The organism is Nitrospirae bacterium CG2_30_53_67 (assembly GCA_001873285.1).
In the GTDB taxonomy this organism is placed as follows: domain Bacteria; phylum CG2-30-53-67; class CG2-30-53-67; order CG2-30-53-67; family CG2-30-53-67; genus CG2-30-53-67.
In genome coordinates this window covers 1-18,173 of the sequence record MNYV01000082.1, presented here as the reverse complement: position 1 = coordinate 18,173, position 18,173 = coordinate 1, and the positions used below count along the sequence as shown (strand labels likewise).

The 18,173-nt window shown below is 51.6% G+C and carries 14 protein-coding genes, 1 pseudogene and 1 other annotated feature; of the genes and pseudogenes, 7 read left to right on the top strand and 8 right to left on the bottom strand.

Annotated features, from left to right (window positions below; translation table 11 throughout):
- Window positions 1-140 precede the first annotated feature (140 nt).
- Window positions 141-284 (top strand) — a binding site (cyclic di-GMP riboswitch class I).
- 44 nt (window positions 285-328) lie between these two features.
- Both AUK29_04985 and AUK29_04980 read left to right on the top strand, forming a co-directional pair.
- Window positions 329-3,199: a hypothetical protein gene (locus tag AUK29_04985; protein OIP64286.1), complete on the top strand. Its 2,871-nt coding sequence runs from the start codon at window positions 329-331 to the stop codon at window positions 3,197-3,199.
- Window positions 3,200-3,316: 117 nt separating this feature from the next.
- On the top strand, window positions 3,317-5,401 hold the full coding sequence (locus AUK29_04980; GenBank protein OIP64285.1) for a hypothetical protein: 2,085 nt from the start codon (window positions 3,317-3,319) through the stop codon (window positions 5,399-5,401).
- Window positions 5,402-5,458: 57 nt separating this feature from the next.
- Here AUK29_04980 and AUK29_04975 read toward each other — a convergent pair whose 3' ends face one another.
- From AUK29_04975 to AUK29_04960, 4 genes are all read right to left on the bottom strand, one after another.
- A complete protein-coding gene (locus tag AUK29_04975) occupies window positions 5,459-6,721 on the bottom strand; it encodes a hypothetical protein (GenBank protein ID OIP64284.1) in 1,263 nt (420 codons plus the stop codon).
- 49 nt (window positions 6,722-6,770) lie between these two features.
- Window positions 6,771-8,450, bottom strand: a complete 1,680-nt coding sequence (locus AUK29_04970; protein OIP64283.1) for a GTPase HflX — start codon at window positions 8,448-8,450, stop codon at window positions 6,771-6,773.
- 175 nt (window positions 8,451-8,625) lie between these two features.
- Window positions 8,626-9,582: a hypothetical protein gene (locus tag AUK29_04965; protein ID OIP64282.1), complete on the bottom strand. Its 957-nt coding sequence runs from the start codon at window positions 9,580-9,582 to the stop codon at window positions 8,626-8,628.
- 15 nt (window positions 9,583-9,597) lie between these two features.
- Entirely contained in the window at window positions 9,598-10,107 is a 510-nt protein-coding gene (locus tag AUK29_04960; GenBank protein ID OIP64281.1) for a hypothetical protein, read from the bottom strand.
- 196 nt (window positions 10,108-10,303) lie between these two features.
- Between AUK29_04960 and AUK29_04955 the strand changes: the two genes are divergently transcribed.
- From AUK29_04955 to AUK29_04935, 5 genes are all read left to right on the top strand, one after another.
- A complete protein-coding gene (locus tag AUK29_04955; protein ID OIP64287.1) occupies window positions 10,304-10,654 on the top strand; it encodes a hypothetical protein in 351 nt (116 codons plus the stop codon).
- Between the two features lie 77 nt (window positions 10,655-10,731).
- Window positions 10,732-11,463, top strand: coding sequence for a cell division ATP-binding protein FtsE (locus AUK29_04950; GenBank protein OIP64280.1), 732 nt, complete (start codon window positions 10,732-10,734; stop codon window positions 11,461-11,463).
- A 14-nt stretch (window positions 11,464-11,477) separates the two neighbouring features.
- Window positions 11,478-12,380, top strand: coding sequence for a hypothetical protein (locus AUK29_04945; protein OIP64279.1), 903 nt, complete (start codon window positions 11,478-11,480; stop codon window positions 12,378-12,380).
- 18 nt (window positions 12,381-12,398) lie between these two features.
- The gene (locus AUK29_04940; protein OIP64278.1) at window positions 12,399-13,571 is read left to right on the top strand and encodes a hypothetical protein; all 1,173 of its coding nucleotides are present in this window, start codon (window positions 12,399-12,401) and stop codon (window positions 13,569-13,571) included.
- A gap of 17 nt (window positions 13,572-13,588) precedes the next feature.
- Complete coding sequence (locus AUK29_04935) at window positions 13,589-14,950, top strand: hypothetical protein (protein OIP64277.1); 1,362 nt, start codon at window positions 13,589-13,591, stop codon at window positions 14,948-14,950.
- Between the two features lie 38 nt (window positions 14,951-14,988).
- Here the strand turns inward: AUK29_04935 and AUK29_04930 are convergent, their stop codons facing one another.
- From AUK29_04930 to AUK29_04915, 4 genes and pseudogenes are all read right to left on the bottom strand, one after another.
- Window positions 14,989-16,179 (bottom strand): hypothetical protein, encoded by a 1,191-nt coding sequence (locus AUK29_04930; GenBank protein OIP64276.1) that lies wholly within the window; start codon window positions 16,177-16,179, stop codon window positions 14,989-14,991.
- Window positions 16,176-16,664 carry a hypothetical protein gene (locus AUK29_04925; GenBank protein ID OIP64275.1) on the bottom strand — a complete coding sequence of 163 codons (489 nt, stop codon included), beginning with the start codon at window positions 16,662-16,664 and terminating at the stop codon, window positions 16,176-16,178. The genes AUK29_04930 and AUK29_04925 overlap by 4 nt, the downstream gene beginning before the upstream one ends.
- A 54-nt stretch (window positions 16,665-16,718) precedes the next feature.
- Complete coding sequence (locus tag AUK29_04920; GenBank protein ID OIP64274.1) at window positions 16,719-17,948, bottom strand: 6-phosphofructokinase; 1,230 nt, start codon at window positions 17,946-17,948, stop codon at window positions 16,719-16,721.
- A 21-nt stretch (window positions 17,949-17,969) separates the two neighbouring features.
- Window positions 17,970-18,173: pseudogene (locus AUK29_04915) on the bottom strand (hypothetical protein).

The following is an 18,173-nucleotide window of genomic DNA, read 5'->3' as shown; positions in this document are numbered from 1 at the left end:
CATCCCGAAGTGGTGGAAAATTTAGGCGCACATACGCCTTGGAATTTTTTACCCATCATGCCTTTCGCGGTGTGATGGGTTTTTTATTTGCCCCATTGCGGAGTTGAATGCCATGTCATAAGCAATCGGCAACATAGCTCCTTTGCTCAGAGCAAACCACGGGAAACCGTGGGACGCAGAGTTACGGGACGTCAGAAACAGTGTGAGTGATTAAGTGTCCGTGATTTTACTGGCACTGATCACGGATCACCGACACTGTATTTCATGTCAGCCGGGCCGCCAGAGGAATCATCCTTCTTGGCGGCTTTTTTATTTTAGGGGAAGTATTATGAAACATATTGCATTAAGAGATGGGTTGGCCAAAGGGATCTTCGCACTTTTTTTCTTTATTATTATCTCTGCTGGAACAAATAGGGCGGAGGCCTCGATTACCTTGGCCTGGCAGCCTTCCACAACGAATGCGGACGGGACGCCGTGCACGGACCTTGCCGGGTATAAGATCTACTATGACACGGATCAATCCGGAGCGCCTTACGACGGTGCGGGCCTGGCACAAGGCGACTCGCCGATCACCGTACCCGTATCATCGCTTGCCGACCCCTCAAACCCGGCATTTGCCCTCTCCGGCCTGACCACGGGGACGACGTATTATATTGCGGTAACTGCCTATGATACGAGTTCTAATGAAAGCGGGTATTCGAATGAGATTACGGCGGTTGATCCTGTAGGCAACAGCCCGCCTACGGCGGCAATCGGCGCCACGCCGACCGAAGGGATTGCGCCCCTTTCGGTCAGCTTTAGTGGCGCCGGCGCCGATACTGATGGAACGGTATCGAGCTATTCATGGTCATTTGGAGACGGATCAAATTCGTCATCACAAAATACCACGCACACCTATGGTTCAGTTGGAAACTACACGGCCACTCTTACCGTTACTGACGATGGAGGAGCAACCGGCCTGAACAGTGTTCAAATCGTTGTGGTCTCTCCTCCGCCTTCAGTGAACCATGCTCCGACAGCCAATGCCGGGCCGGATATGAGCGTGACCCAATCACAATTGTCCCAAGGGAGCGTCCAGGTAACCCTGAACGGTTCTTCAAGTTCGGACCCGGACGGCAATGCGTTGACTTTCTCCTGGACACAAACGCAAGGTTCCTTCGTGAACCTGATGGGAGGGACTACGGCCACCCCCTTCTTCTCGGTAACAACGGCTGTTTCGGGACAGACCCTGGGTTTTCAGCTCGTGGTCAGCGATGGCAAGTTGCAGAGCAATCCGGATACGGTATTGGTGGTGGTCGAGGCGGCGCCTCCGCCGACAAATGTGCCGCCCACGGCGGCAATCGGCGCCACGCCGACCGAAGGGATTGCGCCCCTTTCGGTCAGCTTTAGTGGTACCGGCGCCGATACTGATGGAACGGTTACAAATTATACATGGAACTTTGGGGACGGGTCAAGCGCAAATATTCAAAATCCCTCACATATTTTTGACTCCCCCGGGACCTTCACCGTAACCCTTACGGTCACAGATAACAGCGGGGCCACGGGCTCGGCCACGAAACAGATCGTGGTCTCTGCGCCGAACCAGGCCCCCACGGCATCCATCGCGGCTTCGCCCTCAAGCGGCACGGCCCCGCTGGCCGTAAGCTTTACAGCCTCGGCCTCGGACAGTGACGGGACGATTGTTTCCTATAGCTGGAATTTTGGCGACGGCTCGACATCTACGAGCACGAACCCGTCTCACACCTACAGCGCCGCCGGTACCTACACGGCAACGTTGACCGTGACGGATAACGGCGGAGCACAGGCGAGTTCAGCCATAACCATCAGTGTGGCCAATCCTTCTTCCACCCAGGATGCCGACAACGATGGTCTGACGGATGAGCTTGAAATCAAATATGGCCTCAATCCGCAGTCAGCAGATTCGGATGGGGACGGGATCTCCGATTTTGTAGAGTGGGGATCTCTCTTGACTCCTCTGGACACGGATGGAGACGGGATCATCGATGCCCTGGACCTCGACTCGGATAATGACGGGAAAGCCGACAGTATTGAAGGGGCAGGAGATGTTGACGGCGACGGCGCTCTAAACTATATCGATAAAGACGATAGTGATGGGCCGCTCGGTGATCAGGACGAAGACGGGATCAATAATTCGACCGAGGTCACCTATATGATGAATCCCAACCTTGCGGACTCTGATGGTGACGGGATGGATGACGGAACAGAATTCGGATCACTTCCATGGCCGCTTGATTCGGATGGAGACGGGATCATCGACGCCCTGGATACCGATTCGGATAATGACGGCCATTCTGATAAAGATGAAGGAATGGGAGATGTTGATGGAGACGGCGCTCCCAACTATATTGATCAAGATGATACGGATGGGCCGCTCGGTGACCAGGACGGAGACGGATTCACGAATATACAGGAGACGAGTATTGGACTGAACCCGAATCTCACCGACAGTGATCAGGACGGCATTACTGACTCGGAAGAGATTGGAAACATGAATAGCCCGGAAGATACGGATGAAGACGGGATCATCAATGCCCTGGATCCTGACTCGGATAATGACGGGATCCCGGACATTGAAGAGTCAAGAGAAGATATGGATGGGAATGGAATACCCGACAGGAAGGATGAGACCATCGCTTCCTTTGTCGGGAAGATCGGGAAGATGGCCTTGAAGGTCGGTAGAAACGGCTGCCGTATCACGGATGCGGCGTTTATCCCTGATGCCATCTTAACGGAGAGGTGGAAACCTTCGGTGCCATTAAGATATGGCGGCCTGCAGTTCAAGCTGAGAGATATCAATGTCGGTGAAACGGTAACCGTGCAGGTCATCATTGGCCGGAATTTTAAAAAGAATTCCCAGTATTGGAAGTACGATCCGAACATCGGTTATACTCAGGTGGATGCCATGGTTTCCGGAAATATCATGTCATTTACCCTGGCCGATGGCGGTGTGGGTGATACAGACCACATCGCAAACGGCATCATCGAGGACCCCGGCTTTATCTCGGAGCCGGAGGAGGCCATAAGCGCGCCCGCCGATAGTCCGGCAGCCGGTTCCGGCGGCGGTGGTGGCGGCGGCGGATGCCGAGTTTCACAAAACCACGGGAGTATCCCGGATGGATTCCTTCTCTTCATCCCCCCATTCATCCTCTTGGTATTGAGACGGACGAGAAAGGGATAAACCTCTTGATCCTGAAAGAGGCAGGAGAAATCTCTCCTGCCTCTTTTTTCTTATAGACGCGTTTTGCGATCTATGCCATAATAAACAAAATTTCCGTAAATTCATTCAGATAAAGTCATGAATATCTATTCCTTGCTTTCAAGCATCCTGGCCATAGTCTCTTTGGCCGTCGGGATCCTCCTCCTGACCCGGAGCAGAAAGAAGACGGCAGCTTATGCCCTGGGCGGAGCGGCTATCTTGCAAAGCCTCATGGCATTCTCGTTCTTCATGGCTTTGCGATGGCTTCCTTCCGGAATTGACATGGTCTATCTGAGAGGATCTCTGGTCTTCGCCTCACTGAATCCCATCCTCGTTGTTCTCTTCTCCTTTCACCACATTCAGATGCCGTTCCCATTTTTCAGGGGATTTAAAAAAGTGGCCGTTCCCGCTGTGAGTTTTGCCGGCATTTTATTCTCCTTATATGCATTCAATCCGGGCTTTCTTCAAGCAATCAGTCTGGTCTCGGGCAAATGGATCATTCTCTTCGGCCCTGTCGGCGCCGCCTTCAGTGTCTACCTGATCCTGAGCCTTTTGGTTATTTTCCTGCAGATGGAGCAGACGTATCGTGCCATCCATGGGATCCAGAGAGAAAGGCTGAAGTTCCTTTTGCTGGGTATTACATCCGGCAGCCTCTATTCGCTCTTTTTGGGGAGCATCCTTCTGCTCTACCATTCGATCCACCTGGATCTCCTGCTGGCAGGATTCGTTGTCTATGCGATCTGCTGGGGAATGATCTCATTTGCCGTGATCCGGCACCGCTTGCTGAAGGTGGATATCTTTGTTTCCCGTCACGTGGTCTATACCTCGGTTGCGGCCTTTGGAGTTGGACTTTACCTTCTGGTGATCGGTATTCTGGGCTATCTGGTCAGAAGTATCGGAGGCCGTTGGGATCTGCTCCTGACCGCAACATTCGTATCATTCACCTTGATTCTTCTCGCCGTTTTTCTTCTCTCCTCAAATCTGCAAAAAAGATTAAAACGTTTTGTCAATGTTCATTTCTACCGTTACAAGTATGACTATCGTCTGGAATGGAATGAGTTCACCCGGAAGATCAGCGAAGCTCATGACCTTCCGAATCTTCTTCTCAAAATCATCGAGATGATTACCGAGACGCTCTGGGTCAATCAGGTCTCCATATGGCTGTATAATGAACGAAGCGGCGATCTTTGTTTTAGCAAGAGCAGGAATCTCCCTAAAAAAGCTGAATTGCTGCGGGAAGAATCCCCTTTGGTTCAATATTTACTGCACCACTCGGAACCTCTCGAGTCCAAAGATCCTGATGTCCAGAATATTCTCAGCCGCCACGAAGATTTCTTTAAGCGCTTTAAGATTGCCATGGTAGTCCCCCTGCGAACGGGTGATCAGCTTGAGGGGATGATCACTTTAAGTGGCGTGATGAATGGAGGAGATTATTCCGAAGAGGATTATGAACTCCTGAAGATCATTGCCCATCAGGCTGCCGGCGCTATTGCCAGCGCAAAATGGATAGAGGAGGTGGCGGTCACCAAAGAGACGGAATCCTTTCATAAGATCTCCTCATTCCTGGTTCATGATATGAAAAATCTGGTCTCCTCCATCTCACTTGTTCTCCAAAATGCCGAGCAAAACATGGATAAACCGGAATTTCAAAAGGATCTCCTCTCCACGCTGCTGAACACCGTGGATAAGATGAAGGAACTCATTGAAAAGCTCTCCACACTTCCCAAAAAGCTGGAGATAAAGAAAAACCCAGTCCACATCAACCGGCTGATTACGGAAGTCTTGGAAAGCACCAAGGCGGGAAGCATCAAGGGGCTTGAAATTTTAACGGATTTAAACGACCTCCCGCAGATTCAGGCTGACGCCGAGTATGTCAAGAAAGTCCTTGTAAATTTGACGCTGAATGCTATTCAATCCCTTCCTGCAGGAAGGGGAAGGATTGAGGTCTCTTCATATTCGAAGAATGGGTGCGTCCATGTTGAATTTCTGGACAATGGAATAGGAATGACCGAAGAGTTTATAAGAAGCCGGCTCTTCAAGCCTTTTATCTCTACCAAGAAGAAAGGGCTTGGGATCGGTCTTTACCAGTGCAAAACCATCATGGAGGCCCATGGCGGAGACATAGAGGTAAGCAGCATACCCAACAGGGGGAGCCAGTTTGTTCTCAAGTTTCCTTTAGGGTAGAAGGAGCCGCAACGCGGTTAAGAAGTACCGGAAGGGTGCTCCATCGGTTTTTTTGTCTCATGTCTCCAAGAAAGCGTTGATCTTCTGCAAAACCTCCTTCTGGTCCTGGGGGACCAGATCTCGGGCCTGCTCAAGGACCTCTCGTGCTTTGTCATTCCAGCCCTTTTTTAGATAGACTTCTCCAATCCGCACCAGGTAGAACCAGCGTCTCTGCGAGTCGTAATAGAGGGCCTTATTCAATAATCCGAGGGCGCTGTCTAAATCTCCCGCCTCTTGAAGGTAGAGGTCGGATAGAATGACCATATCCTGAACATGGCTTCCGTGTTCCACAGCTTCAGCATAGTGCGTCATGGCAAGAGATTTGTCTCCCTGTGAAAGCGCCAAAGCCCCAAGCCGGCTATGGGCTTCGTAAGATTCAGGCGCGACCTTCAAGGCCTCATGGTAGACCTCTCCGGCTTTCGCCGTTTCGCCGCCTTTGACATAGAGGTCGCCCATCATCAGAAATGCTTCGATCTCTTCGGGATGTTTTTTTTGAACTTCCTGGAGGATGGCCATGGCCGCTTCTAAATGATGATCTTCAGTATAGGCCGAGGCGAGAAGATAAGACAAATCCAGATCGTCCGGGAGATGGTTTCGGGCCGAGGCCAGTTTATTGAGAGCCGATGGGATCTCCCCCTGAAAAAGAAAAGCTCTCCCCATCTCTTTGAGTAACACCCTCTGCTCAGGATGTTTCATGAATGCCTTTTCATAATATTCAATGGCTGTCTTAAAATCTCCATGGTTGGCGTAGACATAAGCCAAAGCGAAATCTTCTCCCAGGGCGCGGTATTCTTCTGCGATATCGGAATTTAGAGTATTCACAAGAACTTCGAAATACTCCAGAGGGTTTCCCTCGATGTGCGCCGGTGTTTGAGGGTGAGAAGGCTGGGGACCGGCAAGGTGTTCATCCAAGAAAAATCTTGAAGGCGAAGACGAGGATGAAGCGAGGTCAGCAGCCAATTTTTTTTCCACCCTCTGCAGGTCTTCTTGCTTTTCAAAAAGTGACAAGGCCAGTTCGTAATGTTCGAAAGCCTCCTTAAGGAGTCCGGAGTCCCGGAGATGATCCCCTTCCTCTTCATGGGACCGTGCCAGACGGCAGGTGGCCTCTTCGATTTTTTTCTCGATTTCCTGTCTTCTAAGGTCCTTTGGATCCTTCAATTGCCGGAGGGCGTTATCCAGTTCCAGGCGCGCCTCTCCCCATCGGCCGGATGACATATAGGCCTCTCCCCTTTTCTTATAGGTTTCTGCATCTCGTCCGAACAGGGATTTGAAAAAAGACATGTTACTCCTTTTTAAATTTCAGCGAGTTCCATCGTGTCTCGCTATAGGGTTATAAAGCTGTTTTTCCCCCGGGTTTCACGGCTCTCCTCATATGAGCTTTCCCCCAGATGGTTTTCTCTATTCTCTTCGTAACCTCGGTCAATCCTTCCTTCAATGCTGCAGAGACCGGGATGGCGTTGTAGCGCCTGCAGAGATTTGCCGCCAGTCTCTTATCCATGAGGTCGATCTTGTTGAAAATCAAAAGGCTTGGAACGGAAAGGAGATTGAGATCTGATAGGATTTTTTCCACGGCCCGGATATGGTCCTCAAAGTGCGGGTTTGGCAGATCCACAACATGGAGAAGGAGGTCGGCATCATGGAGTTCATCCAGCGTGGCCTTGAAGGCTCCAAAAAGGTCTTCAGGCAGGTCACGGATAAAACCCACGGTATCCGTCATGATCACATCCCGTTCACGTGGAAATCGAAGCCGCCTGGCGGCGGTATCCAAGGTGGCAAAAAGTTTGTCTTCCACCAGGACCGAACTTTGAGTCAGGGCATTCAGCAGGGTAGACTTGCCGGCATTGGTATATCCGACGATGGAGATGATCGGGATCTCTTTGCGGATCCTGCTTGCCCTGCGCTGCATTCTCGCAAGGTTGATCTGTTTTAATTCCTTTTCAAGCCGCTGGATACGTTCCCTGGTACGCCGCCGGCTGATCTCGAGTTTGGTTTCTCCGGGCCCTCTGCCTCCGATGCCGCCGGTCAATCTTGAAAGGCCCGAGTCTCTCTCGGTCAGACGGGGGAGGAGGTAATGCAGTTGTGCCAGCTCCACCTGAACCTTTCCTTCTCGGGTCTTGGCGTGCTGGGCGAATATATCCAGAATCAACTGGGTACGGTCAATGACGCGCATATCGGTCAGATCGGCGATGGAGCGGGCCTGGCCCGGGGTCAATTCCTGATCAAAGGCGATCAGGTCCGCACCGGATTGTTTGGCTGAGATGATGATCTCCTTGATCTTCCCTTCTCCCATCACGAATTTGGGATGGACCTTTGGAAGCTGTTGTATGACAGTGTCCAATACATGAATCCCGTCCGTACGGGCCAGCTCCTTGAGTTCTTCGATGGAATCCTGTGCGTCGGCATATCTGCCGGTGGTGATCCGGATCAGAATGGCCCGGTCTTTCCGGTTTTGGGTTCCGGCTGCGGTTTGAGATCTGGTGATCTCGCTTTCCAGATCCTGGATCCAGTCTGAAAACCGGATGGGAATCTGATGAACCAAAAGGGGGGGTAAGACCTTCCAGGGGTCGCCATGATTTTTGCGGGGCGCAAGATGGGCCATATGGACAAGACCCGGGAGTCCCCGTTCTCCGACCGTAATCGCTGCGATCAGATCTAAACGCAGCAGAGAGAGATCGGTCAGATCATCCTTGGTCAAGGGCTCGCTTCCGAGATGGGTATGAATCAGCCTAAGACCGCACAGCCGGGTGATCGAGACGCGATAGGATGAGAGATCCGGAATCAGGATCCCTCGCCGGTCGCCGACCACCGCGGTCAGGATGTTCCCTTTGCGGTCCGTGAGGACGCCGATCTGTCTTCCGATCTCATAAGAGAGTTCCGTGAGGTACCGGGCAAGTTCTTCTGTGATCACCCGGTCCGGCGGGATTCTCCTCCGGTAAATCCTGTCCAGTGCCTGGATCTGGCTCGGTTTTAACCCGAGGGTGTTTCCTTGTATTTTTTTCTTGTGCGCCAAAAAAGCATGCCTCCTTTTTCAAGAGTATAGGATTCCAGGGGTCAAGGATTCCAGGGGTCAAGGATTCAAGTGAAATACTGAAACACAAGCAAAATCTTCAAAGAAAAACACTGGACCCCTTGCCCCCTTCTTTTCCACTATAGCAAAAACAATAAATTGTACCTGCCCTTGCAGCTTATGCCCGGCCCCTGAGAAAGCCGATAACCTCCTGCATATCCGGCGGGATCTCCGCTTCGAACTCCATATATTTTCCAGTTCCGGGATGAATGAAGCCCAGCAGACGGGAATGGAGCATCTGCCGTTTGACGGCCATCTCCCTTCCATGATGGTGGATCTTCTGGAAATGTTTCCCTCCATAAACCGGATCACCGGCAACCGGATGGTGAACATGAGAAAAATGCACACGAATCTGGTGGGTTCTTCCGGTTTTCAACCGGACCTGGACGAGTGTATATCCTTCAAATCGCTCCTCAACCTGATAAAAGGTGATGGCCTCTCTTCCTTTTATCAAACGGACCGTCATTTTTTTCCGAAACCGGTCATGCCTGCCGATCGGAGCCACGATGGAGTCAGAGTCCTTTTTTATTTCCCCCTGGACCACGGCCGCATAGATCTTCTTAATCTTCCGGGCTTTAATCTGCGCCGCAAGAGCATGGTGTGTCCGATCGTTTTTTACTGCGACCATCACGCCCGAGGTATCCTTGTCCAAGCGGTGCACGATGCCGGGACGTTCCACGCCCCCGATTCCTGAGAGGTCCTTGCAGTGATAGAGCAGGGCGTTGACGAGTGTCCCTTCCCTGTTGCCTGGGGCCGGGTGAACCACCATCCCCGAGGGTTTATTCAGCACAATCAGGTCGGCATCTTCATAGAGGATGCCGAAGGGGATGTCCGATGGGAGCAGATTGAGCGGGCGGATTTCCGGGATCGTAATCTGTACGGTTTCCTCCCCTGAGATTTTTTGGTGGATCTTGACCGGTTTCCCGTCGATCGTGATGAGACCTTGCCGGATCAACTCCTGAATCCGAGTACGGGAAAGACCTAATTCAGGTCTGGATTTGGCAAGAAAGAGGTCGATCCTGTTACCCTTTGCCTTGACCGGCGTAAGGATTGTCGTCTCTCTGGGCATCATCATCCTTTATGATTTCCGTTATAATTTATTGAGTTTTCTGATCCGCTCCCGTTCTTTTTTTGATTTTTTCTTTGGATTTCCTTTTTTTTTGGTATGGATGGGAGTCTTTTCGGATTCATCTGCTTCGAAAGCGCCTTTGAACTCGGAATATTCCGCTATGTTCAGGCGCTCTATGAACGCTTCAGAGTCCATAACCACCGCCCCATGGGTTTCTACCGAATCGGAGAGCGCCCTGTCGGATGTGACCACCATGCAGGATCCTCCGCATTGTTCAACCAGCCGTTCGATCACCTGATCCGCCTTCTCTCCAAGCCTGGAATAGACCACACCGATCCCCTTGATTTGCGCCTTGCGTTCGATGGGCATGCCCCGCTCATAGCCGTCGAAAATCACCGTGATGGTGTGGGCTTTCTGCCTTTTGTACCTTCGGAGCCTCTCTATCAGATCTTCGACCTCTTGTTCGGATTTCAGCGCGGCAGAGGATGCTGTATACAAAAGGTTATATCCGTCGATCAAAAGCCTGGACATGTTCGTTGCCTGCCAGTCAAATCCACATGGGGATTTCTAAGAAATCGGTTGATTGGCCATTCTTTATCACAGTAAAGGGCTCCCGTCAAGAAATGAGGCCGATATTAGGTCTTGAAACGGCTGAGTTAACTGTGCTATATTTTTGAGAAGAAAAGGGATATGGGTTTCCCCCGGTCAAGATATGGGTTGGCTCTTTATGTTGACAGGCTATAATACGGATTTTGTCTATAAGGGTGAAAATTTTCACGTTCAAACCGAAGATAACGGAGTGAAGAACCCGGTTATTGTAACGCTTTTATATAAGGCCGGGAAGATTCTCTGCTCAAGGAAGGTCAGTTATGCGGATATCTTAAAGGCAGACTGTCTGGACAGCGCCGTACGTGAACTGATGAAGGAGCAGCACAAACAGATGATCAAGGATCTGAAGGCCGGAAAGTTTCATGAAAAAGGGAAAGAGAAACCGCCCCCTCCGGCCGCCGTAGTATCTAAAGCGGGGAAGAGCTTAGATGAGGTCATTCTCGATTATCTGTCGAATGACGACGAATAGTTCCGCCGCCATAAAGCTGCTTCCGAAAATGGAAAAGACTTGGTTAAGGTGAACCGCAGCATTGAGGTTGTCTTCCCATGATCCAGATGTTTGATGTTGATAAGCAATACGATAAAAATTTCAGCGCCCTGAAGGGCATCACCCTTCGTATCAGAAAAGGGGAGTTTGTATTTTTTACCGGGCCGAGCGGGGCGGGGAAAACCACGCTTCTGAAGCTCATCTATTGCGAAGAGCGCGCGGATCAAGGCCAGATTCTGGTGAATGGGCGGAACCTATCGCGCCTTCGAAATGGAAGCATCCCCTATCTCAGGCGGAACATCGGGGTTGTCTTTCAGGATTTCAAGCTGATCCGTTCCAAGACCGTGTATGACAATATTGCCTTTGTCCTGCGTGTCGTCGGAACGCCGAAATATGAGATCAAGCGAAGAGCCTGGGACGTGCTCAGGCGTGTGGGTCTTCAGCACAAGATGAACAGCTACCCGCTTCATCTCTCCGGAGGAGAACAGCAGCGGGTGGCCGTAGCCAGGGCCGTGGTGAATGATCCGGTCATTCTCCTGGCGGATGAGCCGACCGGTAATTTGGATGCAGCCGTGGCGGCGGAGATCATGGACCTGCTCAAGGAAATCCATAACCGAGGGACGACCATCGTTATGGCGACGCACAACACGGATATGGTGGAAAGGATGAATAAACGGGTCATCCGGCTGCAGAGCGGGAGATGTATTTCAGATACCCATCCGGTTACGGAGATGAATCTTGATGAACATGAAAAGGAAAAAAGTCAGGTTCATCCGTACTTGCCAATTTGAAGGGATCGCCAGTCATGTTCTTAGCGGATCTGACCTATTTTGTTGACGAGGGGTTAAAAAGCGTACGCCGGAATAAATTCATCAGCGTAGTGGCCGTCGTCACGATCGGCTTCGCGCTCCTGATCTTCGGGGCCTTCCTGATCGTCTATTCCAATGTGAATCACATTACATCCGGCTGGGTTCAGCAGGTGGAGATTACCGCGTATATCAAGGATGGGACGTCTTCAGGCCGGTTGGATGATATGAAAAAAATTCTTTGGGAGAATCCGGAGGTTTCAAAAGTTGAATATGTTTCCAAAGAAGAGGCCCTGAAAAGGTTACAGTCCGATCATGAAGATGCGGTTTATCTGCTGGGAGGGCTGGATGAGAACCCTCTGCCCGCCTCTTTTGAGATCAAGCTCTCCAAGGCTGCACAGAACCGGGAAGCCGTTGACCATCTGGTGGAAAAAATCAGAAATATCTCAGAGCTTCAGGAGGTCCAATACGGTCAGGAATGGACCAGAGGCCTGCTGACCTTTATGAATATCCTCCGCCTCCTGGGGTTTATTTTGGGCGGCTTATTGGGGGTGGCCATTATTTTTATCATTGCCAATACGGTCCGTCTGACCGTTTATGCAAGGAGGGATGAACTGGCCGTCATGAGACTGATCGGAGCGACAAACGGTTTTATCAAAGGGCCCTTTCTGATGGAAGGGCTTCTGCAGGGGCTGCTCGGGTCGTTGTTTTCTCTCCTTCTCCTTTTGGGAATTTACTACTTCTGGATCCCCCGGTTGAGGCAGAGCGCCGGGATGTTCTTCCTGCAGGACATGACCGTCTCATTTCTGCCGGTATCCATGATCCTCTGGATCATACTGGGCGGGATGTTTCTGGGTTTTTTTGGAAGCCTGATATCACTGGGACGTTTCTTGAAAATATAGTGAGAAGGGATGCCGGGTTTGAAACGAATATGCTCCGCCTTTGCGTTTTGGACCTTACCTGTGATACTTTGTCTCCTGCCTGGCGCGGCACAGGCGGCGCCGCAAAAGGAGATCGAAAAACAGATCAAAGTTCAGAAGGATTCACTCCAGGAACTTCAAAAAAATATAGACCGGGAAAAGGAGATCCTTCGTGACTTCGAGAGGAAAGAAAAGGGCCTCCTGTCTCAGCTCCAGGACATGGATCAGAAGCTTGCCCTGAAGGAAGAGCAGCTCGAGTCGTATGACCTGCACCTGAAAAAGATCCAAAAAAGTAAGGAACAGATTAAAGGAGAAGTCGAGGGTCTCAAGTCGGATATGGGAAGATTCCAGTCGTATCTTTCGTTCAAAGTGGTGCAGATTTATAAATACGGAGGATACTCTTACGTTAAAGCCCTCTTCTCCGCCGAAAGTTATTCAGAACTCTTGAAGCGATATCGTTATCTGCAGCTCATGGCACAAAAGGACAGGGAGACGATCGGGAGCTATAAAAAGGTCTATGAAGAACTCAGCATAAAACAGCAGGAACTGACGGACCGGGAAGATAAGATTCGGTCCTTGCAGGACGCGTTCAAAGGGAAGAACCTGGAGATCCTGGCCAAGCGGGAAGAGCGGAGTCTCCTGCTTAAAAAATTACGGGAAGAAAAAACAGCGCAGCAGGAGCTTTTACAGGAATTGGAACAATCGGCCAAGTCTCTTCAGGAGACGGTTGACGCGCTCATCAAGAAGAAAAAGTCTTTTTTTGGTGATTTTGAGAAGTTCAAGGGGAAATTCTCCTGGCCTGTCCATGGGGAAGTGGTGACGAGTTTCGGCAGGCAGAAGAATGAGAACGAAAGTACAGTGATCTTCTCCAAGGGGATAGAAATTGGAGCCGGTCAAGGGACCGATGTCAAAGCGGTCTATGGCGGGAATGTCCTTTTCGCCGACTGGTTCAAGGGGTACGGGCAGATGGTTATTCTGGATCACGGCGATGGGTATTATAGTCTTTATGCCCATCTTTCTCAGGTCATGGTCTCGGTCAAAGAGAGGGTTCAGGAGGGACAGAAGATAGGAAAAGTCGGGGATACAGGCTCCCTGAAAGGGCCTGCCCTGTATTTTGAGATTCGATACCACGGAGAGCCTCAGGATCCCATGGTCTGGCTTGCACATCCATAATCACGGAGGTTTAAAACATGAGGAAGCGGCCATTTTTGATTACAGGGATACTTTTTATAATGATCCTTGTTTTTGTAGGGGTTGTCAGGGGAAAGAGGGTTCAGGCAACCGCAGAGACCTATGAGCAGCTCAACATCTTCTCTGAAGTTCTGCATCTTCTCCAGCAGAACTACGTGGAAGATGTGGATACCAAAAAATTGATCTACGGCGCCATCAACGGCATGGTCAACTCCCTGGATCCCCATTCCGCTTTCATGGATGCGGATACCTACAAGGAACTCCAGGTCGATACGCAGGGGAAGTTCGGCGGGATCGGGATCCAGATTGCGGTCAAAGACAAGGAGCTGACCATTATCGCCCCTATAGAGGACACACCAGGATACAAGGCGGGCCTCAAGGCCGGCGATGTGATTCTGAGCGTGGACGACAAGTCCACCAAGGACATGAGCCTGATGGACGCGGTCAAGATGATGCGCGGAGAGCCCGGCTCCAAGGTGACCCTGACCATCATGCGCAGGGAATTTAAAAAGCCGAAGAAATTTGAAATCACACGGGCAATCATTAATGTCAAGAGCATCAAATCTAAGATGATTGACAACGAGATCGGGTATCTTCATCTCACCCAATTTCAGCAGGATAGCGGGAAGGAGCTCGAAAACGCGCTGAAACAATTGACCAAGGAGGGCAAGATCAGTTCCATGATTCTGGATCTCCGCAATAACCCCGGCGGACTGCTGGATCAGGCGGTTGAAGTCTGCGGGAAATTCCTGCCCAAGGGGACCCTGGTCGTTTACACCCAGGGCCGCACCGAAGAAAGGCATGATTACAAAATCAGGGAGGGTAACGATTTTCCGAAGGTTCCCATGGTCGTCCTGGTCAACGGAGGGAGTGCGAGCGCCAGTGAAATTGTGGCCGGAGCCCTTCAGGATTGGGGCCGGGCCGTTATTATGGGGACACAGACCTTCGGAAAGGGGTCGGTACAGACCGTGATCCCCTTGAGCGACGGCTCCGGACTGCGCCTGACCACGGCAAAATATTATACACCGAGGGATAAGTCCATCCAGAATGTGGGGATAACGCCTGATGTGGTTGTTGAAGACCGGGTCATTATCAAACCCGGAGAGCAGGATGGCCATATGATCAAGGAGTCGGATCTGGAGCGCCACCTGATGAATCCCGATCTGGACAATGCCCCGGAGGATGTGGAACCGGAACCGGTAAAGAAACCTGAACAGGATCAGGATAAGACAGGGATTCAGGAAGAGAAGAAGACTGAAGAGACCGACTATCAGCTTCAGGAGGCCGTGGCCCTGCTAAAGGCATTAAAGATCCTGGAAATGAAGAAGCCTGTAATGGAGTTCGGGAGAAAAGACGGCTGAGCAGTGTCTATCTAAGAGGTTCCCGTTACAGAATGCGCTCAGGATTCTTTGGTTTCCGGTATGGCGCCTGGAATAAACTTTCCGATCCGGTGGATCATGCCGTGGACCCGTTCTGTGTTCTGCATGAGGCATGAGCCGATTATGGAAAGGACCAGGACATAGATGGCCGTAACGCTTTTAAGGTACAGGATATTTTCAGGCGTGGCGGTTGCGATGCCGGCCAATATGATGGAAAACTCTCCGCGAACCACCAGAAAAAGGCCCGTGTTTACGGCCCCCCGGTGTGTCAGTCCGTCCAGCCTTCCCACAAGATAACCTGTGATAAGTTTCCCGGTTAAAGAGATCCCGATCAGTGCCAGGCAAAACGGGATTAGGCCAAGCCACTCCTGTATTTTGATCTGGAGGCCGAAAGATAAGAAAAAGAGAGCGGCCAAGAGATCACGGTAAGGAATGAGCGCCGCTTCCAGTCGGGGTTTATGCGGTGTGCCGGACAAGGTCATTCCCAGAAACAAGGCCCCGATGGCTTCCGTCAGGCCCAGACTGCGGGCGAACAGGCTTACGCAGAAAATGGATCCCATAATCAGAAACAGGAAAAGTTCCGGAGATTCGACGTGGTAGAGGCGGTCGATCCACCCTTTTCTCTTCCGGATAATCAGAAAGAAAGCGGCACAGAAAAGAACCCCCTTGGAGAGGCTCCAGAGAAGATACACCGGGCTTGTCCCCGGTGTCGTGGCTACAGCGGAAACCATGGTGATGAAAACGGCCATGACCAGGTCCTCAAAGACCAGGATCCCGAGAATAGTCTCGGTTTCAGGATAGGCGGCGCGTTTCTGATCGATGATCATCTTTGAAATGATGGCCGAACTGCTCACATAGACAATCCCTCCCAGGATCAGGGAATCAAGCCAGCGCCATCCCAAAAGAAATCCGATAGAAAGACCGATAGAAAAATTGATGAGCAGATCGATGATGCCTCCCCGGAAGATTCTTTTCGCCGATGAAAAGAAACGATCCATGGAGAATTCCATGCCGATAAAAAAGAGGAGAAGGATAACCCCCAGTTCTGCAAAGAAATGGATCAGGTGGGTATGGCCGATGAGAGGGCGGGCGGATATGCCCACAAGAATATAAGCCGGGATGACGGACTGTCCGATGTGGAGGGCAAGTCTCCCCGCAAGAAAGAGGGAGATAAGAATGACCGTGGAGCCGGTTAACATCTCCCAGGTCATTTTACATCTCCTAAAAAGTTTTTCTTGAAACAGAGGATTTGTTCGCGGTTTCCGACCACCATGAGCGTGTCCCCGATCTTGAGTTCTTCCTCCGGCGCCGGGCTGGGGATCACCTTTTCACCGCGAAGCACGGCGATGATTGATGCCCCTGATTTTTTCCTAATGGCCAGATCCTGAATGGTGTGACCCGCCAAAACAGACGGATCATCCAATGAGTACCATTCGATAATCATTTCTTTCATCACCAGTTCCATCCGGTCCAGTGTGGTCGGCTGGAAGTAACTGCCTGACAGGATGGCCCCCACCTGCCGGGCTTCCTCATCTGTGAGGTCGGTGACGGACGAAGGGATCTCTTGATCTTTTTCGAACCTGTAGATTTCTCTTTTTCCGGAATTATGGATGATGATCGAATAGGTGACGTCGGATCGAGTTGAGACGGAGTATTTTTTCCCGATCCCGGGCAGGTCGGTCTCCAGGATCTGCATAAAGGCCCCTCCTTGTACGGTTTAGGAGAACAATGCTCTTTCGGTTATTCAGAATCAGAACTCCCCGAACCGCTTTTTGAATTCATCGGGGCTCATCTTTGCCGTGTCGGCCAGGCGTTTGAGGGCATCCCCCTTGAGATCATCGGGATTCAGCCGGATCATATAGCGCCGGGCCGTCTGGTAGATTTCGGAGTGGATATCCACGGTCCGGATGCGGGTTTTGCCGGTCTTGGGATCCATGAGGTCGGCAAAGGGGATAGGGGTGGTTTTCCCGTCCTTGAATAAGATCATGGCGCCGGAGCCCCCGTCGAGAAGAAAACGTGCCGCGCTGTACCCGAGATTTCGTGTGTATTGGCGGTCAAAGGCGGTCGGCGGGTTGCAGCGGAGCTCATAGCCGATGTCCTTGGCCACGATGGTGATCTTGATCCCCATCTCTTTGAGATCTTTGGTCACTTCATCTTTGAGGATGGTGCCGAAGGGGATTTCGGCCAAGCGGATGTTGCCGTGCTCATCCCTGGGTGCGTCCTTCACGAAAGAGAACTCTTGAGGGTCAAGACGAGCGGCAACCCCTTCAGCAATCACGGCCACGCCATGGTCCTTGCCCATGGAGAGACGTTTGATGATTGCGCCTTCCAGAATGTTCAAGACCTTGCGCAGGGAATAGGTCTTGCCCAGTTCCTCGGGGATCAGGGCCATGGTGGCGCCGGCGCCGGTTCCCATGCCCAGTGCCAGGTGTCCGGCAGAGCGCCCCATGGCGATGACAAAATACCACCGTGCAGCGGTCTTGGCATCCTCCATGAGGTTTTCAACGAGCTTTGTTCCCAGTTCCCGGGCTGTTTCATATCCGAAGGTGGGGATGCCGGGAGGAAGCGGAAGGTCGTTGTCAATGGTCTTGGGAACATGGCAGACCGCAATCTTTCCTTTCGCCTCCTTTTCCACCTGGCTTGATGTATAGGCCGTGTCATCCCCGCCGATGGTAACCAGGTATCGCACCTTAAGTTCGCTGAGCGCCCGGATCACATGAGCCATCTTCTCAGGGCTCTTGGTGGGGTTCTCTCTTGATGTCCGGATGATGGATCCGCCTTTCAGATGGATCCTTGAAACATGGGAGAGAGAGATGGGCATGACATGGGCGGTGTCTCCCTTGGAGAGCCACTTGAATCCGTCCAGGATTCCGAGCACGGTTTTGCCCTGGTTGAGCGCCTCGATGCCGGCCGCGCTGATGACGCCGTTGATTCCCGGCGCGGGCCCGCCGCCTACGACAATGGCTAATGTCTCACTCATGTTTTTTCTCCCATTGAGTGGCTAAAAAGGGATGTCATCCTCAATCGTGGAGGCGGAGCTTGGCGCCTCATTTTCAGTTGCTGTATGGTCGGAACCAGGGGCGGAAGCGGAACCGGAACCGGGACCTCCCAGCATGATCATGTTCTCCGCCCGGACTTCAGTGGTATACCGCTTGTTCCCGTCTTTATCTTCCCAGGACCTAGTGGTCAGCCTTCCTTCGATGTA

Excerpts from the sequence above, each read along its gene's own strand:
- AUK29_04985 (OIP64286.1), top strand. The coding sequence starts at position 329 with ATGAAACATATTGCATTAAGAGATGGGTTGGCCAAAGGGATCTTCGCA.
- AUK29_04980 (OIP64285.1), top strand. The coding sequence starts at position 3,317 with ATGAATATCTATTCCTTGCTTTCAAGCATCCTGGCCATAGTCTCTTTG.
- AUK29_04975 (OIP64284.1), bottom strand. The coding sequence starts at position 6,721 with ATGTCTTTTTTCAAATCCCTGTTCGGACGAGATGCAGAAACCTATAAG.
- AUK29_04965 (OIP64282.1), bottom strand. The coding sequence starts at position 9,582 with ATGATGATGCCCAGAGAGACGACAATCCTTACGCCGGTCAAGGCAAAG.
- AUK29_04960 (OIP64281.1), bottom strand. The coding sequence starts at position 10,107 with ATGTCCAGGCTTTTGATCGACGGATATAACCTTTTGTATACAGCATCC.
- AUK29_04955 (OIP64287.1), top strand. The coding sequence starts at position 10,304 with ATGTTGACAGGCTATAATACGGATTTTGTCTATAAGGGTGAAAATTTT.
- AUK29_04950 (OIP64280.1), top strand. The coding sequence starts at position 10,732 with ATGATCCAGATGTTTGATGTTGATAAGCAATACGATAAAAATTTCAGC.
- AUK29_04945 (OIP64279.1), top strand. The coding sequence starts at position 11,478 with ATGTTCTTAGCGGATCTGACCTATTTTGTTGACGAGGGGTTAAAAAGC.
- AUK29_04935 (OIP64277.1), top strand. The coding sequence starts at position 13,589 with ATGAGGAAGCGGCCATTTTTGATTACAGGGATACTTTTTATAATGATC.
- AUK29_04930 (OIP64276.1), bottom strand. The coding sequence starts at position 16,179 with ATGACCTGGGAGATGTTAACCGGCTCCACGGTCATTCTTATCTCCCTC.
- AUK29_04925 (OIP64275.1), bottom strand. The coding sequence starts at position 16,664 with ATGCAGATCCTGGAGACCGACCTGCCCGGGATCGGGAAAAAATACTCC.
- AUK29_04920 (OIP64274.1), bottom strand. The coding sequence starts at position 17,948 with ATGAGTGAGACATTAGCCATTGTCGTAGGCGGCGGGCCCGCGCCGGGA.